Here is an 18,797-nt window from a genome sequence, read left to right on the forward strand (position 1 = left end):
TCCACTTTCATGAAGCAAGCGTTCAGCGTGCTGTTTTCAGCCATAAAGCTGACGTGCTCAAACGGGACCAGTCACCATAGCTAAGTCGTATTTACACCCTTTGGTTGATTGACAAACGGCTTGTAGTCTGATTTTGCGGATGTTTCATCGGATGATCAGTCTCATTCAAAGCGTTTGCTCATAACCGGATGCATGGTCAAAAAATACGTACATGATGTGAACAAAACATGACATTGTTAGAGGCCATATATGTCTAGTTAATGTAGCCACACTATATTAAAGTCCCTATCGTTTTGGCTGGATTTAGGTTTATTTGCGGCATGATCAACCTAGGAGAGGAGCGGGCAAGTATTCTTGTCTGTGAGGTTCCCTATGACCTTTTTTTCCTCTACCGTTCAACATGTGTTGCAGCAGCGAGTGGCTCACCTGTGGCAGCGAAGACAGTTGCCTCAGCTTGCTCGGAAGACCTGTGAACTATATCTCAATGGTCAAGATACAAGGGCTCAAACCCACTGCCGTGAGGTTTTGCAAACCCAAGTCAGACTAGATGCCCAGACCTTACAACGATTGCTGCGGACTGATATTGGTGAGCTCTTATTACAAAGGCTAGAGCAGCTAATTGAGTTGCCTAATGATGTGGCTGGTCGGCAAGCTCTTGTGAAAAAAATTACGGGAGCTGATCAGCTCTCGATTATGAGTTTGTTATATCAGATAGCGGGTAACTTACGGACTGACCGTTTATTAGCAACAGCGCAGCAAATAGATCTGCTATTGCATACAACTGATGAATTAATGAGTTTGCTGACTGCGCTGATGCAGGAGGAAGCTGTAGATCAAGTTGTTCCTCGTGTCGATCCTCGCCTTCCAGGGCCTTGGGGAATTCGCCAAAGGGTGTTGCATCTTCAGCGCAGATCGGCTCAACCCTTTCAGGTTTTTCTTTACGAACCCCTGGGAGAAATATCAGCACCTGTGCCTGTTGTGGTTATTTCCCATGGTTTAGCGGCTAATCCCCAGACCGTGGATCACTATGCCAAGCATCTGGTGTCCCATGGGTATCTGGTGGCGGTCCCTCAGCATCCAGGTAGTGATACCCATCAAGTTCATAATTTGTTATCAGGCACTGTAGACGAAATTTTCTCTCTCCAGGAGTTCCTGGATCGTCCCCGTGACATTAGTGCCCTATTAGATAAGTTAGAACGGTTAAATACGCGTGACTATAATGATCAGCTCAATTTAACCGAAGTTGGGATTCTAGGGGAGTCATTTGGTGGTTATACAGCCTTAGCCTTAGCTGGTGCCACCATTGACTTTGAAGGTTTGGCCCAACGTTGTGAGCGACTCTCAGACAGTTTGAATGTCTCATTGCTGCTGCAATGTCGTGCTCTCTCGTTGCCACCTCAGGTGACTCCGCTATACGATTCACGAATTCACGCTATTTTTACAGTGGACCCCATTGGTAGCGGTCTGTTTGGACCTGATGGATTAGCTGCAGTGACTATCCCGACGGTCATTGCGACTGGCAGTAGCGATAAAACCGCACCCATGGCATTAGAACCCATGCAGCTGTTTCCTAAAATTGCTAGCCAAGAACGCTTTTTAGCCGTGATTCGAGGAAAATCCCATGTCCATGATATGCGGACATTATTATCTACGCTGCAATTGACAAGACAGACAGATTTACCCAGTCTAAAATTATCTCCACCGATTATTGATAGTTATCTATGCGGACTGAGTGTGTTGTTCTTTGACCAGTATTTACATGCAGCAGCTTCTACGTCTGGAGGCTTCTCTGCCTATGCACAGACTATTAGCCAATTACCCTATGATTTGACCCTGATCAGTGCGAAATCTAATCATGCGCTACATCCGGTTTTGGATAACTTTCAACAGCGGCTGGCTCGACTGAAATGGCACACTATTACTGTTCAGCATCAAGATGGCATGTTTACAGCTGCTGATGGATTAAGCCTTTATTACCAAAGCTGGTTGCCCACATCCACTGTCAAGGCGACCATTATTTTAGTGCACGGGTTAGGGGGGCACAGCGGTCTATTTCAGAATGTTGTCAAAGCCTTGATTCCAGAGGGCTATGCTCTCTACGGCTATGATCTGCGAGGCCACGGACGATCGCCAGGGCAACGTGGCTATATTAATCGCTGGGCAGACTATCGCCATGACTTAGCTTACTTTGCTGCTATGGTCCAAAAGCAACACCCGACAGTGCCTTGCGTTTTGCTGAGCCATAGCTTGGGTGGCATTATTGCACTGGACTATGTTCTTCATGGGGGCTTCCATAATGTCGAACTTAATGCGTCAGAACCGAGTCAGCCAGCTTATCCAGCAATTGCGGGTATTGTGGCAGCATCACTGCCTTTGGGCACGCATGCTAGGACTGATTTGCGATTAAAGATTGGTCGGGCATTATCCCTCGGTTGGCCCCGGTTTTCTCTATCCTTAGGACTTAAGCATATTTTGCCATCGCGAGATCGATCGGTGGTCCTTGCCTATGCCCATGATGCGCTCCGGCACCAAAAGGGGACAGCCCGCTTAGCAACAGAATTTCTTAAAACGGTGCAATCACTCTATGCCGAGCAATCCCATTTAACACTACCTATTCTAATGTTGCATGGGACTGCTGATCAGGTTGCCGACCATGCTGTGAGTCACAAATTTTTCGAAAATTTACCCCTAGGTCAGAAGAAATTTATTGGTTATAGCGGAGCTTATCATGAGTTATATAACGAGAGTAATCAGGCGGAAATCATGACTGATGTTAATGCTTGGTTGAGGGACAATATCAATAGCAATTGATATTTTATGCGGGGGAATAGTGATCATAGCGATACCTCTAAATAGGAGGTAAAAATATCTGTCAAGACAATATAGAGTGATCAAGAATAGTGGGTTAGTAAATATATTATTTTTGATCGATGGTACTCAGTGAAGCTGTTTATTGACTACGAATATTACAGCCATATTAAGAGAACTCCTGGCTAATAGGCGATCCCACTATAATGGATGTATTCGAGAATACAACTACCCCCAGCTAAGCTACTCTGCAGATACTTAATTTCTGACTGTTCTATTGCTTAGTTGATTAGCTGGAAGAGTGGCTGTGAAGTTACTATTTGTTAGGCTGTTTTTTGTCGTTTTGCCTGGTTTTTTGTGCCCATAGTCTAGTAAGTGGTTGTTGACTTCATGGTTTGATGGGCTTTGCTTTTAAGCCTGTTTCATGTAGACGCTACTGATTCTTGGCATAGTTTCATCTGTAAACTTCTGCTATATAGCATTTCTAACAGATCGATTTATCCTCTAAATCAGTAACGGCATCATGTGCTTTTCTGAGTAGGAGGCGCTTGACTGTGTGTAGATTATGTTTTTGTGACTGTTTTTAATTAAAGTCTAGATTTTATGGCTCGAAGGCCTGTCCTTATCCGCTCCTCTTATTTTGGGCAGGTTTATAGAGCCTTTTGGGCGATTGTTTGTGCTTGAGCATAGCCCTAACGTATTTAAGGGGAGAGATATATTTCTCTCTAAAGTTAATGGTTGATCAATGTCGTCACTGCTGTGCATTGTATGTTGCTCCAGCAGCACAAGGCTCAGTAAATCTTCATTATACAATTCCTGATTTGTTGGATATGGGCTGTGCCTATAGTGATTCTCCGGCTCTACACCACTGGTCTTCCCATGGTTGGGTGAAGTACTCTTATCAAGAGTTTCGAACTGCTACAGAAGAGTTTGCCTTGGGGTTAAGAGCTCAGGAGGTCAATGGTTCTGCGAGTTCTCTTGGATCGAGGCGGATTGGCCTGTTGCTAGATAATGATATTTACTGGGCTTTGGCCGATATGGGTAGCCTCCTTGCTGGGTGGGTGACTGTACCCATTGATGGTGGTCAGTCTGTCGATGCCATTAGCTGGATTGTTAAAGATTCTGATGTGTGTGCCTTAGTGGTGTCTAACTGGAGCACTTTAAAGCATGTCTGTGACTCTCTTCATCAGGTGAGGCTGATTGTTGTTGTGGATCAGTCTCTTACCCCTGATTGGGTTGAGTCATGGGCTCAAGATAAGGTCATTACAACATTGGAAAATCTTCGTTGCCAGGGCTGCCGTCATCATGCTCCAGAGGTGATTCAGGATTTAAAGGATGCTATTTATCCAGATGCTTTAGCGACGATTGTTTATACAGCTGATGCTACTGGCGTTGCTAAAGGCGCAATGCTGAGTCATAGGAGCTTGACAGGGAATATTTGGGCTGCCTTTACTAGTATGCCTGGCTTGGTGCCGGGAGGCTCAGAAGTTGCCCTGTCGTTTCTACCGTTGAATCATATTTTTGCGAGAACGTTTCTTTACGGCCACTTTGGGTTTGGTCATGACATTTATTTCTCTTCGCCTAAACGGGTTTTTCGACATTTAGCCATGGTTAAGCCCACTATTTTTATTACTGTACCGCGTCTACTAGAGAAAGTGTATGAGCGGATTAACAGTGTGCGGCAGCAGTCTTCTGGCTGGCAGCATCTCTGGCTGAGTTGGGGATGGCATTGGGCTCACCTTTATCAAGCCAGCTGTGAAAATTGGCGTTGGTATCGACTACAGCGTTGGGTGTTAGGTCAGGGTGTGTTTCGAAATTTACATCAAGCTTTTGGTGGGAATATTCGTTATTTACTCTCTGGTGGTGCAGCCCTTCGTCCTGAGGTGATGACCTTTTTTAATGCTCTTGGGATTCCGGTCAGGCAGGGCTATGGTCTCACGGAAACGAGTTCTGTGCTCAGTTATACGCGCGATCGCTGGCTGCGATCAGGCACGGTGGGAGCACCGATTCCAGGGGTGGAAATGCGTCTGGCCGCCGATGGTGAGGTATTGGTGAAAAGTGTCTATACCATGGAGGGCTATCATCACAATCCGGCGGCGACGGATGCAGTGATTGACGCCGATGGTTGGTTCCATACGGGGGATTTAGGAGAGTTTTCAGTTGATGGGCTGCTGACGCTTCGTGGTTGTAAGAAGGGCTTGTTTAAGTTGTCGACAGGTAAGTATGTTGCTCCAGGTCCGATTGAGAAACAGTTGGAGCGGTCGCCTTTGGTGCAGCAGGCTTTGCTAGTGGGGCCTGGACAGAAGTTTTGTGGTGTTTTGATTGTGCCTGTGGTAGATGGAAGTGATGAGAAGAATGATCGAATTAGGCAATGCCAAACTCTCATTGATCAAGTGAATACTCATTTGTCTCATTGGTCAATGATTAAGCGCTTTGTGCTGGTGGAGTCCAAGAGTGTTACTGGAGTTAGGCGCGAGCGTCTCTATCGGTTGTATGCCCAGGAGATTGATGAACTATATCGTGAGGCAAATGCACAGAATTCGTCACCCAGGAAGTTTCATCATAGGTGGCGGATATGGGAGCGTTTGAGGGTGTTGTTTCACCATGATCGTTCGGCCAATATTGCTTGATTTTTGGGAGGAGGAGTTGAGGTTTGGTGAGCGTAACCCAACTTACGAGCTGCGGTGATACCTCTATTCTCCTCCTCTCCTCCTCTCCCCTGCCCCTCTCCCCTGCCCCTCTACTCTCGATAGTATCCTCCATTGTTTTTCCCGTTCCTAAAGGAGATCCATTATGGCTTTTATTCCTTTCAAAACAGCTGCTGTTCTTGGTGCTGGCATTATGGGAACTCAGATTGCGGCTCATTTAGCAAATGCGGGTTTGCAGGTGCTACTGATGGATTTGCCTGCTTCTGAGGGCAATAAAAATTCGGTGGTAGCCGGTGCTTTTAAGAAGGCAAAGAAATTGTCGCCACCCATTTTGTTCACGCCTGAGATGGCCCACCGGATTGAGCTAGGTAACTATCATGAGCATTTTGCTCGCTTAAGTCGGGTGGATTGGGTGATTGAGGCTGTGGTTGAGCGATTGGACATTAAGCAACAGTTGATGACTCGTTTGGAACAAGTAGTGCGTCCAGATGCTGTGATTTCTACAAATACAAGTGGTTTACCTATTGCTCAGATTGCCGAGGGGCGCTCCGTAGACTTTCGACGGCGATTTTTGGGGACTCACTTCTTTAATCCTCCTCGTTATCTGAAGCTGTTGGAACTTATTCCCATGACAGAGACTGATCCCAACGTTATCAAACGTATGGCATGGTTTGGTCGTAACTATTTAGGTAAGGGGGTAGTGGTTGCTAAAGATACGCCTAATTTTATTGCAAATCGCATCGGTTTGTTTGCCACTTTTTTAGGAGTTCATGCGCTCACTAATGATGGTTATTCCATTGAAGAAATTGATATGCTCACAGGGACATTAGTCGGTCATCCAAAATCAGCTACGTTTAGAACAGCGGATTTAGTGGGTTTAGATACGTTACTACATGTGGCAGAGAATATCTATCCGGCCATTCCCCAGGACGAGCAACGGCAGATGTTCAAATTGCCTCAGTTGCTCAGGAGCCTAGTAGAGACGGGCTCACGAGGGGCTAAAGCGGGGCAAGGATTTTATAAGAAGGTGGGTAAAGAGATTCTCTCGGTGAATCCTAAAACTTTTGTCTATGAAGTGCCTCGAAGGCTTGACTTACCTGGACTAGAAAATATTGTACAGTTGCCTAAGCTAATAGACCGCCTGCGGATGTTATACAAATTGCCTGATAGAGCAGGTGAATTTTTTCGCCAGACTACTTTGGCTTTATTGAGCTACAGTGCTTGCCGTTTACCAGAAATTGCTGATAGCCCTGTAGATGTTGATCGGGCTATGCGTTGGGGGTTTGGCTGGCAGCTTGGACCCTTTGAAATGTGGGATGCCATTGGTTTCCATCAGGTGCTTTACGATATGCAGGCTGCTAATTTAACAGTACCTGAGTGGATTAGCGAGATGGCGGCTACAGGGGAAGGGCATTTTTACCGTAGTCAGCATGGTGTTCCTAGTAATTTGCTGATGGCTGAGTCTGTGCTTGGACCCATGGGAGAACAAATCGTAGAACAGGCTGATGACGAAATTCATGTGCCTCTAATAAAAACTGCGAATAACAAGATTTGGGAGAATCCAGAAGCAGCATTGTTTGATATGGGGGATGGTGTTGTTCTATATGAGTTTCGTTCTAAGGGCAATACGCTGAGTACCACCGTCGTAGATGGGCTGCAAACAGTGCTCGATATATTGACTCAAACCGATCAGTATCGAGGCTTGGTGATTGGTAACGGCAGCGATCATTTCTGTGGTGGTGCCAACCTGGTCGAGATGGGGACGGCAGCTCAGACTGGTAACTGGCAGTTAATTGCTGATTTATTGGTGAAGTTCCAAACGCTGTTGCAGCGTATTCGTTACTTCCATAAACCGATTGTGGCGGCGGTGCAAGGGCGAGCTTTAGGAGGGGGGTGTGAGTTAGTCATGGCCTGTCCCCATGTGGTGGCTGCTGCTGAGAGTTACATTGGGTTGGTGGAATTGAGTGTAGGGTTGATTCCTGGTGCAACAGGGACGACTCGTATGGCAAAATTAGCGGCTCAAAAGGCTTTGAGTGGAATGGCTCAACATATTCAGCCCTTTTTGAATAATGCCTTTCAGACAGTGGCGACGGCAACGGTCGCTGGTAGTGCCTATGAGGCGATGGAGTTAGGCTTTTTGCCTGCCCATACTCATGTTGTGATGAATAATGATCAGCGGTTGTATGTGGCTAAGGAAGAGGTGCTATGTTTAGACCGGGTTGGTTATCGACCACCTGCCCGTGACAGTTTTTGGGTATTGGGACAACAGGGGCGGGCGGTGCTTGACCATATGGCTTATACCATGCAGCAGGGAGGCTTTGCGAGTGAATATGATCGATTCCTGGCTGGACGGTTGGCCTATGTGATGACGGGGGGGGATTTGACGGCTCCGTCAAGAGTGTCAGAGGAGTATTTGTTGCGGTTAGAGCAGGAGGTGTTCTTGCCGTTGTTGCAACAACAGAAGACACAAGAGAGAATCATGCATTTGTTGAAAACCAAGAAACCGTTGCGGAATTGATCCTGAAAACGGGTGCGCATTGCCCACCCTCTGTTTTGCGTATGCAAGGAGAACATTATGCGAAATACCTACCAAAGTGCTTATATTGTTGCGAGTGTGCGGACAGCTGTTGGCAAAGCGCCGCGAGGGATGCTACGTCATATGCGGCCTGACGACATGGGGGCTGTGGTTGTCCGGGGGGCGATGGAGCGGTTACCTGGGTTGAGCCTGGATCATATTGAAGATGTGATTATGGGTTGTGCCATGCCGGAGGCGGAGCAGGGGTATAACCTGGGACGGGTGATTGCCCATCGGGCTGGGTTGCCATCTTCGGTGCCAGGGATGACGGTGAATCGGCTATGTTCGTCTGGTTTACAAACGATTGCTATGGCTCACCAGGCGGTTAGCCTAGGTCAGGCGGATGTGATGGTGGCTGGGGGAGTGGAGTCGATGAGTTTGATCCCGATGGGGGGGGATCGGTGGAGTCCTAACCCAGGGATGATGGCAGAGATGCCCCAGGTGTATACCTCCATGGGACTCACAGCGGAGAATGTGGCGGAGCAGTTTGACATTTCGCGGGTGGATCAAGATACGTTTGCGTTGCGATCGCACCACAACGCCCTCAATGCCATCAAAAATGGTCACTTCACCGACGAAATCATTCCCCTCACCGTCACCGATACCGTTTACAAAGATGGTGATACCCAGACCCATGAAACCCGATTCCAGATAGATGAAGGCCCCAGGGCTGATACCAGTTTGGAAGCCTTAGCTGCGCTGCCCCCCGTCTTCCGGCGAGGCGGTAGCGTGACTGCTGGCAACTCCTCCCAAATGTCAGACGGGGCGGCGGCCACCATTCTCATGGGCGAAGCTATGGTGCGGGAGCTAAACCTGACTCCCATGGCCCGCTTACTCGGCTTTGCCGTAGCTGGTGTGCCACCTCAGATTATGGGGATTGGTCCTGTGGAAGCGGTGCCTAAAGTGCTCAAGCAGGTGGGGCTGAGTCTGGATGATATTGGGTTAATTGAGCTGAATGAAGCGTTTGCTGCCCAAAGTCTGGCGGTGATGCGTAAGCTCGGATTCAACCAGGATATTGTCAATGTGAATGGGGGTGCGATCGCACTTGGACATCCCCTCGGCTGTAGTGGAGCCAAACTGACCGCCACATTGCTCCATGAGATGAAACGACGCCGAATCCGTTACGGCATGGTCACCATGTGCGTTGGGGGCGGTATGGGGGCTGCCGGTGTGTTTGAAAATTTGTTGCTCTAATTCATGCAGAGTGACATAACGAGACTAGGCTTATCAAAGGACGTAAAACAGTTATCTAACGTTAGCTGTCTTTAAGAAGATTAAAGATTCTCCTTGATGCTCCTTAATACTAAGGCTGCTAATCACCAAGAGATTCTAAAAACAACACTTTACATGCCCTAGTCCAGTTGTGACCAAAGGGGTAGATATTATGGCTCTCTTGACCGTTGGTTTGATACTTGGGTTCTTTGGATTATTTGTCGCTTTAGCCTACGTTAATGTTCCGATGATGGCTTGGTTTGCCTATGGAGCCTTGGTGTTGGGTGTAATCCAGGCCCCTATTTGGCTATGGGGACTATTTGGCCTGATCGCATTTGTTTTCAATGTGCCGTTTATTCGCCAGGTGGTGATTACGGCTCCCATTGTTAAGACAATTCAGTGGTTCAACTTGTTGCCAGCCATTTCAGACACAGAGCGGGCGGCCATCGAGGCAGGTACCGTTTGGGTGGATGGTGAGCTGTTTTCCGGTAAGCCTAACTTTAAGCGGATTTTGGCAGAGCCCTACCCCATCCTGACCCAGGATGAGCAAACCTTTGTAGATGGTCCGGTGGAACAGGTGTGTCGTATGGCCACGGACTGGGAGATTCATCAGCGTAAGGATCTGCCCCCAGATGTGTGGGCCTATCTGCGGCAGGAACGCTTTTTTGGCATGATGATTCCGTCTGAGTATGGCGGTCGGGGTTTTTCGAATACGGCCTACAGTGCGGTGATGACTAAGCTAGCATCGCGCTCCTTTACCCATACGGCCACGGTGGGGGTGACGAACTCCTTAGGGCCAGCCAAGTTATTGCTGCGCTATGGGACTGCCGAGCAAAAGCAGCGCTATCTGCCTAAGCTGGCGACTGGTGAGGAGATGCCTTGCTTTGCTCTGACGGAACCGACAGCGGGTTCGGATGCGGCGAGTTTGCAGTCCAGTGGGACGGTGTTTAAGGGTAAGGACGGTGAGCTGTATCTCAGGTTAAATTGGCAGAAGCGCTATATTACGTTGGGTGCGATCGCAACGCTTATCGGTCTAGCCGTACGCCTCCATGACCCTGACAATTACCTGGGCAAGGGTACAGATGTGGGCATCACCTGTGTGCTTGTACCTGCCGATATCCCCGGTGTTCAACTCGGTCGCCGTCACGATCCTATGGGTGTGCCCTTCTATAACTCTCCTATAGCGGGTCGAAATGTGGTTCTGTCTGCTAGTCAGATTATTGGCGGTGTAGAACGAGCTGGAGAGGGTTGGACTATGCTGATGCAAAGCCTTGCGGCTGGTCGTGGCGTCAGCTTCCCAGCTACTGCGACTGGTGTAGCAAAACTAGTCTCTCGTGTAACCAGTGCCTACAGTGTTGTGCGAGAGCAGTTTGGCTTATCTATCGGCAAATTTGAAGGTGTGGAAGAACCCCTGGCACGCATTGGTGGTCTCACCTATCTGATGGATGCAGCGCGTTTGTATACCTGTGGAGCCGTTGATCAGGGGGAACAGCCTGCAGTGGTGTCCGCCATTGCCAAGTATCAATTTACCGAGCTGTCCCGTCAAATTATTAATGACGGCATGGATATTCTCGGCGGGGCTGGTATATGTCGTGGTCCTCGGAATCTGTTGGCGAATATTTACACAGCAACACCTATTCCCATTACCGTTGAAGGGGCGAATATTCTCACCCGCAGTTTGATTATCTATGGCCAGGGAGCAATCCGCTGCCATGGCTATATTGTGGATGAAATTGCTGCGTTAGAAGATAACAATATTGAAGCCTTTGACCATGCGTTTTGGCGACATGTGGGACTGATTCTGCGCAATCTCTCCCGTGCGAAGGTTTTGGGTTGGACCCATGGTCGGTTGGCGAAAGTGCCGGTACGTGGAGAAACAGCTCGCTATTATCAGAAACTGGCCTGGGCCTCTGCGACGTTTGCAGCTCTGTCGGATTTGGCGATGCTCACCTATGGTGGTCGTCTGAAGCGCCATGAGAAAATCACCGGGCGCTTTGCGGACATGCTGTCCTGGATGTATCTGGCAACGTCGACGCTGAGGCGGTTTGAGGCAGAGGGGCGTCGGGAGGAGGATTTGCCCCTAGTTCACTGGGCGATGAATCACAGTTTGAGCCAGGTGCAGGGAGCTTTGGAAGGCTTGTTGTTGAACTTTGATGTTCCTGTTTTGGGATGGTTGTTGCGGCATGCCACCCTACCCTGGTTCCGGTTGAATCCGATTGGTGTGGTGCCGACGGATGTTCAGGGTCATGAGGTGGCTCGTTTGTTGCAAACGCCGGATGGTCGGGTCCATCTGACGGCAGGGTTGCATGTGCCGACGGATGCGGAACAGGCATTGGGACGGCTGGAGCGTGCGTATCAGCTATCTATCGTAGCGATGCCGGTGTTTAAGAAGATTAAGGCTGCGTTTCGTAATGGGAAGTTGAATATTGTGCCGCCTGTGGGTCGAGTGGAAGCGGCCTTGCGGGCTGGGGTGATTACAGGCGCAGAATCTGACCTGGCGGCAACTGCAGAGAAGGCGCAACTAGATGCGATTCAGGTTGATTCGTTTACGTTGGCAGAGTATCAACGGATTGGGAAGGAATATATTGAGGAAGAGATTACTGGGGCTGAGTAGGACGGTTTGAATTAGTTATGATGTACTTGCTCTGGGAGTTGTTGGACTACCAGAGCAAGTTTCTATTTGTGGTTTAGATAAGGGGAGTTCCGGGGATTTTTACTGTGGGAGATGTGCACCATGTGTCGGCAAAACGATTGATTTTCTGCGGAAGACGGGGATTGGAAGACTGTTGTGAGTGAGATGACGCCCCAGGACTATGGCAGCTTTTTGCATGAGGTGAAGCAGCGCATTCGTGAGCGGCATTTGCAGGTGCTACGGAGTGTAAACCGTGAGCTGGTGGAGCTGTATTGGGAAATTGGGGAGCTGATCCATCAGAAGCAGCAGGCTCTGGGTTGGGGGAAGTCAGTGGTGGAAACGTTAGCACAGGATTTACAGGCTGAGTTTCCGGGGCGCAATGGGTTTTCGGCCCGAAATCTTTGGAATATGCGGGAGTTCTATAATTCCTATGCTGATCGGCCAAATCTGCAACCGCTGGTTGCAGAAATTAGCTGGACGAAAAACCTGATGATTTTCAGTCGTTGCAAGGATGATCTAGAGCGGGAGTTTTACCTGCGGGCAACGGCTCGCTATGGCTGGACCAAGGCGGTGCTGCAGCATCAGGTGGATAATAAGAGCTATGAGAAGTATCTGCTAAATCAGACGAATTTTGATGCTACGGTGCCAGATGATATCAAGGCTCAGGCCGCTTTGGCGGTCAAAGATAACTATACGTTTGACTTTCTGGAACTGGCGGATGAGCATTCGGAGCGGGAGTTAGAGCTGGCGTTGGTGCGGAACCTGCGGGCTTTTTTGTCTGAGCTGGGTGGAGCGTTTGCGTTTATTGGTAACCAGTATCGGTTCGAGGTGGGTGGGCAGGAGTATTTTATTGACTTGCTGTTGTTTCATCGGCGGTTGCGGTGTTTAGTGGCGATTGAGTTGAAAATTGGGGATTTTAAGCCTGAGCATAAGGGCAAGATGGAGTTTATCTATTGGCACTTTCGTACTCGTGCGTTTCGAGAATTAATTACCAACAGTGCGAATGGAGCTAATCCTACAATGAAGAAAATTAATAAGGGAATTGTGCAGAATCTGCCTGTAGCTCTTCCAGAAATTTCTATACAACAATCGATTGTTAAAAAACTGGATGCATTTGTATTCGAAACCCAACGCCTCGAAACTATCTATCATAAAAAACTCGTTGCTCTCAACGAACTCAAACAATCCATCCTCCAAAAAGCCTTCACAGGCGCACTCACCACAGATATCCTTACCCAAGCAACAAAAACCACTAAGGAGGTCATGGCCGCATGATCACCCTAGAAATCCTCAATCAATGGCTACTGGCCCCAGCAGAAACCGAACAGCTTGAATTCAAAGAAGCCAAACAGCAATTTGATACCACTAGACTCCTGCGTTACTGTGTCGCCCTAGCCAACGAAGGCGGTGGTCATTTAGTGTTGGGCGTTACCAATAACCCTCCACGCCAAGTTGTCAGTTCTCAGGCATTTTCCTCACAATCTGCACTCAATAGCATCAAAGCACTTATTGTTCAGAAACTTAGGTTTCGCGTAGAAACCACAGAATTAGTCCACCCTGATGGTCGAGTTCTGATCTTCGAAGTACCACCCCGACCCATGGGACAACCCATCGCCTTCGATGGAGCCTATCTCATGCGAGCAGGCGAAGATCTAGTGCCTATGACACCAGATCTGCTCAAACGTATTTTTGCCGAAGATCAGCAAGATTGGTTTTCGCAAGCAGCTTGTGCAGATGCTAGCCCGGACGACGTCATTGCTTTACTCGATACCCAAACCTATTTTGACCTGTTAGACATACCCTATCCCACAACCCGTGATGCCGTACTGAATCGTCTGCAAAGTGAAGGCTTTATTGTTCAATCTACTGGTGGCTGGACAATCACAAACTTAGCAGCCGTTCTCCTAGCCAAGAAGCTCGATGCTTTTTCACCAGCATTAGCCCGCAAAGCACCTCGTTTTGTGATTTATGAAGGCATTAACAAGCTGCAGACCCGTGATGAAATTGTCGGACATCGCGGCTATGCCGTAGGTTTTGAAGGATTAGTGGAATTTGTCCATACATCTGCTCCACAAAACCGTTTTATCGAAGAAGTTGTGCGAGAAGAAGTGAAAATGTTTCCCAAACAAGCACTACGCGAACTGATTGCCAATGCCTTGATCCATCAAGACTTCTCAGCAACGGGCAGTTCGGTCATGATCGAGATGTACAGTGATCGAATCGAAATCTCAAATCCTGGCATTCCTCCCATCCAAGTTGAACGCTTTATTGATGAGTATCGCTCCCGTAACGAACAGCTCGCCGATATCATGCGTCGATTTGGCATCTGTGAGGAAAAAGGCAGCGGCATTGACAAAGTCATTACAGCGGCAGAGGTCTTTCAGCTGCCTGCCCCTGATTTCCGAGTTGGTGAAATTCGAACTACAGCAGTTCTCTTTGCCTATCAAGATTTTGCTGATATGGGCAAACTGGACAAAATTCGAGCGTGCTATCAACATTGCGTTCTGATGTACTTGAGCAATCAACGCATGTCTAACCAGACCTTACGTGAGCGCTTTCGCTTGAATGAAACGAAGAACGCGCTCGTTTCTCAAGTAATTGGTGCTACCAAGGATGCAGGATTGATCAAACTAGACGATACAGGGTCGACGTCTACTCGTTATGCTCGCTACCTGCCCTATTGGGCATAGGAGTGCTTAAAAGCAAATCTGGACAGCAAGCTCCTAACCTCTGAAACCCCTATAAATCAAGCCAAAAAGTGCTTAAAAGCAAATCTGTATAGTAAACCCTTAAATTCTAAACCCCCTATAAATCGTGAAAGATATCGTTGGCTGAGCGAAGTCGTTCGCGAAGCGTCTCCTTTGGAGTTAGCCAACATCCCCTTCGACTCCGCTCAGGGGACGCTTACTAGAAATCAAACCCAAAAGTGCTTCAAAGCAAATCTAGACTATCGGCCAGTAAAGTCTGAACCCCTTATATATCAATATAAAAAGTGCTTCAAAGCAAATAAAGCTAATATAGTCCTGCTTCCCTCTCCTACTGAGCAAAATTTATTGCAGTCAATTGCGTCCTCACTGCGGACGTAATCAAGCAAAAGCGAGCCTGCATGAACGAAGCCGAAACCCGCGCCGAACTTATTGACCCCGCGCCCTCCGCGCCGCAGGCTGGGGCATCGTCGCAGGTAGCCACATTCGCCGTGAAGTCATCTCCACCAATGGCGACGGCATTTACCAAATCGACATGTGCACCGGGACCGAAACCTACATCGACCAATACCCTAGCCCTGCAGACCTATGGACCGCCACCTTCGAACAAGAAAATGAATAGCGCGATCGCTTTGCCGACATCCCCTTCGAAGACCGTAGCGGCACCTGGGAAGCCCGCTATTACCAACATATCGCCATCAAACGTGTCCTCGAAGCCATCGCCCAAGGCCAGGACCGCATCCTGCTCACCATGGCTACCGGCACCGGAAAAACCTTTGTCGCATTCCAACTTACCTGGAAACTTTTCAAAAGCCGCTGGAATCTGAGCCGCCAGCCCAGCCGTCGCCTCCGCATTCTATTCTTAGCCGACCGTAATATCCTGGCCAATCAAGCCTATAACGCCTTCTCCGCTTTTCCTGAAGATGCTCTGGTGCTAATCGATCCAGCGATTATTAAGAAGCGCGATCGCGTCCCCAAAAACGGCAGTGTCTTCTTCACCATTTTCCCAACCTTTATGGCAGGCCAGGACGCCGACGGTAACCCCACCCCAAACTTTGGCGATTATCCCCCCGACTTCTTTGACGTCATCATCATCGACGAATGCCACCGAGGTGGAGCCAGGGACGAAAGCAGCTGGCGCAACACTATGGCGATGCAGAGCTGTTAGAAATTAGTCGCTTGATCGATGCAGAGAAAAGTGCTCTGTATAATGGTTTTAGCGTACATTGCTTACACCACTGCTCCCATTAGCCGCCAGAAGAGAGTTGCTGATAAGAGAGTACGAATCATTTCCCAATACTCCGACAAACAACAAGAGTTTCTAGATTTTGTATTAGATCAATACCTTAAAGAAGGCGTTGGTGAATTAGATCGAGGAAAACTTCCTCAGCTGTTAGAGTTGAAGTATAGTGCCATCCGTGATGCTGTTGCAGAACTAGGTAGTGTAGGTGAGAACAGCCAGGTATTTGTGGATTTCCAGCAATATCTCTACGAGCAAGATCAATTGGCTTAAATATTGGAGGATCAATCAGAGAGAATAGAGAATTAATTTCTTGATTATGCTTGTAATTGTTGTCGTAGCCAATTGGCGGCAGCAGCATTTGTTTCTGTCAGCGGATCGGAAGAGAATATATAGAAGAAGAGATAACAATAACTGAATCGTAAAGGGGCCTGATTACTAGCACCAGAATCAATTGCTCAAAACATTGATGAAAAAATCAGAGATAGAGCAACATAATGTAGCACTTGTTCACATAATCATAATCTATAAAAATTGTTACCCTTTCTGATTGGAACAGTAACCTGGTGAATACTATCCGTGAATCGAGGGGAGAAATAAAATGCCTGTAGGATTACCTGAATTCGTTGAAAACCCTGAAAACCGGTGCCCGGTGATTTTGTTGCTTGATACTTCCACCTCGATGTCAGGGGAGCCGATACAAGAACTAAGTCGCGGTGTGGAGGTATTTAAGCAAGATATTCTGAAGGATAGTAAAGCTGCCCTGAGCGTGGAAGTTGCGATTGTGGCCTTTGGTCCAGTTCGACTGGTGCAGGACTTTGTCACTATCGATCAACTCACCTTACCCGAGCTAGTGGCCGATGGTCTTACCCCCATTGGCGAAGCCATCAACTATGCTCTGTCGATGCTAGCAAGCCGTAAAGAAGTTTATAAAGAAAGCGGGATTCAGTACTATCGACCCTGGATTTTTCTGATTACCGATGGGGCCCCTACCGATGACTGGAAAGCCGCTGCGGAGAAAATTCGAGTTGGTGAGGCCGCCCGCAAGTTTTGTTTCTTTGCTGTTGGGGTGGAAGGGGCCGATATGAAGACACTCAGACAGATTGCTCCATCAGAGCGCCCTCCCTTATTGCTCAAGGGGCTGGACTTTAGTCCGATGTTTGTCTGGTTGAGTGCGTCCATGAAACGGGTGTCGAGTAGTAAAGTGGGTGAGGCCCTAGCTCTGCCCCCGGTGGAATGGGGACAAATTACTACTTGAAGAGGCTGTTTAGAGGTAACTTGCTGTGGGATGGAAAGCAATTGCCAGATCGGCTATCGGCACCCGTCATCAAGAACATCACCAGCCTTGTCAAGATTATGGGTTGGTGACGGTGGCTGCGCCAAGGTCCAGGCGCGATCGCCATGGGGTGATCGTCGGAGTGGTCGCTGATGGTGCCGGTAGTGCGCGCCATGCGGAGGTGGGTGCCAAATTAGCGGTGACCACTACCCTCAAGTATTTAGTCGCCAGCGAAGCCTGGCTGCAAAAGCGGCAACGCTCCTGGCAGGACTGGCCTAAGCCACCATCTGAGGAATTAATCCAGAAGATATTTACCAAGGCTGTGGTGAGATCTCAAGCTAAGATCACCCAGCAGGCTAGTGATCAGGGCTGGCAACCGGACGATCTGGCTTGTACATTGTTGGCATTTTTGGCTACCCCTGACTGGATAGCGGCTATGCAGATTGGCGATGGCTTTTTGGTGGTGCGCTATGGTCAATCTCAAGATGGGTATCATTTATTGTTTCAGCCCGATCGCGGTGAGTTTGCGAATCAAACCACCTTTGTGACTGCCGCCGATGCCCTGACGACTATGCAGATTAGAACTGTAGATCACCCTCCCAGGTTTATTGCTGCTGCCACCGATGGCATTGAGCGAGTTGCGCTGCGCCTGAGAGACTGGGCCCCCTTCCCCCCTTTCTTTAAGCCCCTGGAGGAGTATCTGGAGGAGACCCCCAACCCAGAGGCCGATGACGCTTATCTGATGAGCTTTCTGACTTCAGAGCGCTTAAATCAAAAAACGGATGACGACAAGACTCTAGTATTGTGCCGTTATCATCATCAGGCCTGAGTCAGCAAATAAATATTACCTATGTATCAGACATTGTTAAAAAAATTAGGTGATGCATCCGGTTGGGCAATTATTTGAGCCAGTGTTGCAATGATTTGATCCAATATTTTTGCCAGATTGCAGGTGAGACCCCATGATCAACCAGATGACTAAGAGCACAGGCACAGCGGGACAGGTTTTGGGCTGTGTGGGTGACAGTCGGTCGGTGAAGTTAACCAACCAGCTGGCCACTAGTGGTGAAGGTCAAGTCTGGCATACTGATTGGCCGGGGCATATCGCTAAGCTCTATTACCACCCTACATACGAGCGCATCCGCAAGCTGGAGGTGATGATAGCCCACCCACCTACCAATCCCAATGAGTCTATCAATCATGTTTCTTTTGCCTGGCCCAAGGCGCTGTTACAAGATGCTATGGGAAAGTCGGTCGGATTTGTGATGCCTGAAATTGCTAATAGCATTGGGCTGTTTGATGTGTACAATCCCCAACGGCGGCGCAAGGTTTTACCGGGCTTTAACTGGTTGTATTTGCATGTGACGGCCATGAATATTGCCTCGATTACCCAGGCCATTCATGCTAAGGGGTATGTGCTGGGCGATATTAAACCGCAAAATATTTTGGTCAATAACCAGGCTCTGCCCTCGATCATCGATACCGACTCGTTTCAGGTAAGTGATCCGGCAACAGGCCGGGTGTTTCGCTGTTTAGTAGGCTCCGAGGGCTTTACCCCGCCTGAGCTGTTAGATCGGGATCTGGCTCAGTTTGACCAGACAGAAGGAAACGATCGCTTTCGGCTTGTATTAATTCACAGGGTCCCCTGAATTTCTCGTCAATATTGCGATGATCAGGTAGTGTAGTGGCCATGAGTCGCTT

11 protein-coding genes and 1 pseudogene are annotated in these 18,797 nt (G+C 48.5%); all 12 read left to right on the forward strand.

Annotated features, from left to right (window positions below; translation table 11 throughout):
- Nucleotides 1-372 precede the first annotated feature (372 nt).
- The 12 genes and pseudogenes from IXB50_RS14930 to IXB50_RS14985 all read left to right on the forward strand — a co-directional run bounded on the left by IXB50_RS14930 (nt 373) and on the right by IXB50_RS14985 (nt 18,745).
- Nucleotides 373-2,811, forward strand: coding sequence for an alpha/beta fold hydrolase (locus IXB50_RS14930; RefSeq protein ID WP_215609781.1), 2,439 nt, complete (start codon nt 373-375; stop codon nt 2,809-2,811).
- A gap of 731 nt (nt 2,812-3,542) precedes the next feature.
- Nucleotides 3,543-5,438, forward strand: a complete 1,896-nt coding sequence (locus IXB50_RS14935) for an AMP-dependent synthetase/ligase (RefSeq protein ID WP_215609782.1) — start codon at nt 3,543-3,545, stop codon at nt 5,436-5,438.
- Between the two features lie 163 nt (nt 5,439-5,601).
- Entirely contained in the window at nt 5,602-7,974 is a 2,373-nt protein-coding gene (locus IXB50_RS14940; protein ID WP_215609783.1) for a 3-hydroxyacyl-CoA dehydrogenase/enoyl-CoA hydratase family protein, read from the forward strand.
- A gap of 57 nt (nt 7,975-8,031) precedes the next feature.
- Nucleotides 8,032-9,225: an acetyl-CoA C-acyltransferase gene (locus IXB50_RS14945; RefSeq protein WP_215609784.1), complete on the forward strand. Its 1,194-nt coding sequence runs from the start codon at nt 8,032-8,034 to the stop codon at nt 9,223-9,225.
- Between the two features lie 190 nt (nt 9,226-9,415).
- Nucleotides 9,416-11,857: an acyl-CoA dehydrogenase gene (locus IXB50_RS14950; RefSeq protein WP_215609785.1), complete on the forward strand. Its 2,442-nt coding sequence runs from the start codon at nt 9,416-9,418 to the stop codon at nt 11,855-11,857.
- 183 nt (nt 11,858-12,040) lie between these two features.
- Nucleotides 12,041-13,150: a PDDEXK nuclease domain-containing protein gene (locus IXB50_RS14955; protein ID WP_246564537.1), complete on the forward strand. Its 1,110-nt coding sequence runs from the start codon at nt 12,041-12,043 to the stop codon at nt 13,148-13,150.
- Complete coding sequence (locus tag IXB50_RS14960; RefSeq protein WP_215609787.1) at nt 13,147-14,565, forward strand: ATP-binding protein; 1,419 nt, start codon at nt 13,147-13,149, stop codon at nt 14,563-14,565. Before IXB50_RS14955 ends, IXB50_RS14960 begins: the two co-directional genes overlap by 4 nt.
- 416 nt (nt 14,566-14,981) lie before the next feature.
- A pseudogene (locus tag IXB50_RS22840) lies at nt 14,982-15,730 on the forward strand (DEAD/DEAH box helicase family protein); the annotation flags it as partial.
- Nucleotides 15,731-15,790: 60 nt separating this feature from the next.
- Nucleotides 15,791-16,093, forward strand: coding sequence for a type I restriction-modification enzyme R subunit C-terminal domain-containing protein (locus IXB50_RS14970; protein WP_215609788.1), 303 nt, complete (start codon nt 15,791-15,793; stop codon nt 16,091-16,093).
- 328 nt (nt 16,094-16,421) lie between these two features.
- Nucleotides 16,422-17,078, forward strand: coding sequence for a vWA domain-containing protein (locus IXB50_RS14975; protein WP_215609789.1), 657 nt, complete (start codon nt 16,422-16,424; stop codon nt 17,076-17,078).
- A 25-nt stretch (nt 17,079-17,103) separates the two neighbouring features.
- Entirely contained in the window at nt 17,104-17,925 is an 822-nt protein-coding gene (locus IXB50_RS14980) for a PP2C family serine/threonine-protein phosphatase (protein ID WP_215609790.1), read from the forward strand.
- 133 nt (nt 17,926-18,058) lie between these two features.
- Entirely contained in the window at nt 18,059-18,745 is a 687-nt protein-coding gene (locus tag IXB50_RS14985) for a hypothetical protein (protein WP_215609791.1), read from the forward strand.
- Nucleotides 18,746-18,797 lie beyond the last annotated feature (52 nt).

Origin of the sequence: Leptothoe spongobia TAU-MAC 1115, from assembly GCF_018739885.1 — a bacterium.
GTDB lineage: Bacteria > Cyanobacteriota > Cyanobacteriia > Phormidesmidales > Phormidesmidaceae > Leptothoe > Leptothoe spongobia.

Coding starts and splice junctions, on each gene's coding strand:
- IXB50_RS14930 (WP_215609781.1), top strand. CDS start 373: ATGACCTTTTTTTCCTCTACCGTTCAACATGTGTTGCAGCAGCGAGTG.
- IXB50_RS14935 (WP_215609782.1), top strand. CDS start 3,543: ATGGTTGATCAATGTCGTCACTGCTGTGCATTGTATGTTGCTCCAGCA.
- IXB50_RS14940 (WP_215609783.1), top strand. CDS start 5,602: ATGGCTTTTATTCCTTTCAAAACAGCTGCTGTTCTTGGTGCTGGCATT.
- IXB50_RS14945 (WP_215609784.1), top strand. CDS start 8,032: ATGCGAAATACCTACCAAAGTGCTTATATTGTTGCGAGTGTGCGGACA.
- IXB50_RS14950 (WP_215609785.1), top strand. CDS start 9,416: ATGGCTCTCTTGACCGTTGGTTTGATACTTGGGTTCTTTGGATTATTT.
- IXB50_RS14955 (WP_246564537.1), top strand. CDS start 12,041: ATGACGCCCCAGGACTATGGCAGCTTTTTGCATGAGGTGAAGCAGCGC.
- IXB50_RS14960 (WP_215609787.1), top strand. CDS start 13,147: ATGATCACCCTAGAAATCCTCAATCAATGGCTACTGGCCCCAGCAGAA.
- IXB50_RS14970 (WP_215609788.1), top strand. CDS start 15,791: ATGGTTTTAGCGTACATTGCTTACACCACTGCTCCCATTAGCCGCCAG.
- IXB50_RS14975 (WP_215609789.1), top strand. CDS start 16,422: ATGCCTGTAGGATTACCTGAATTCGTTGAAAACCCTGAAAACCGGTGC.
- IXB50_RS14985 (WP_215609791.1), top strand. CDS start 18,059: ATGATCAACCAGATGACTAAGAGCACAGGCACAGCGGGACAGGTTTTG.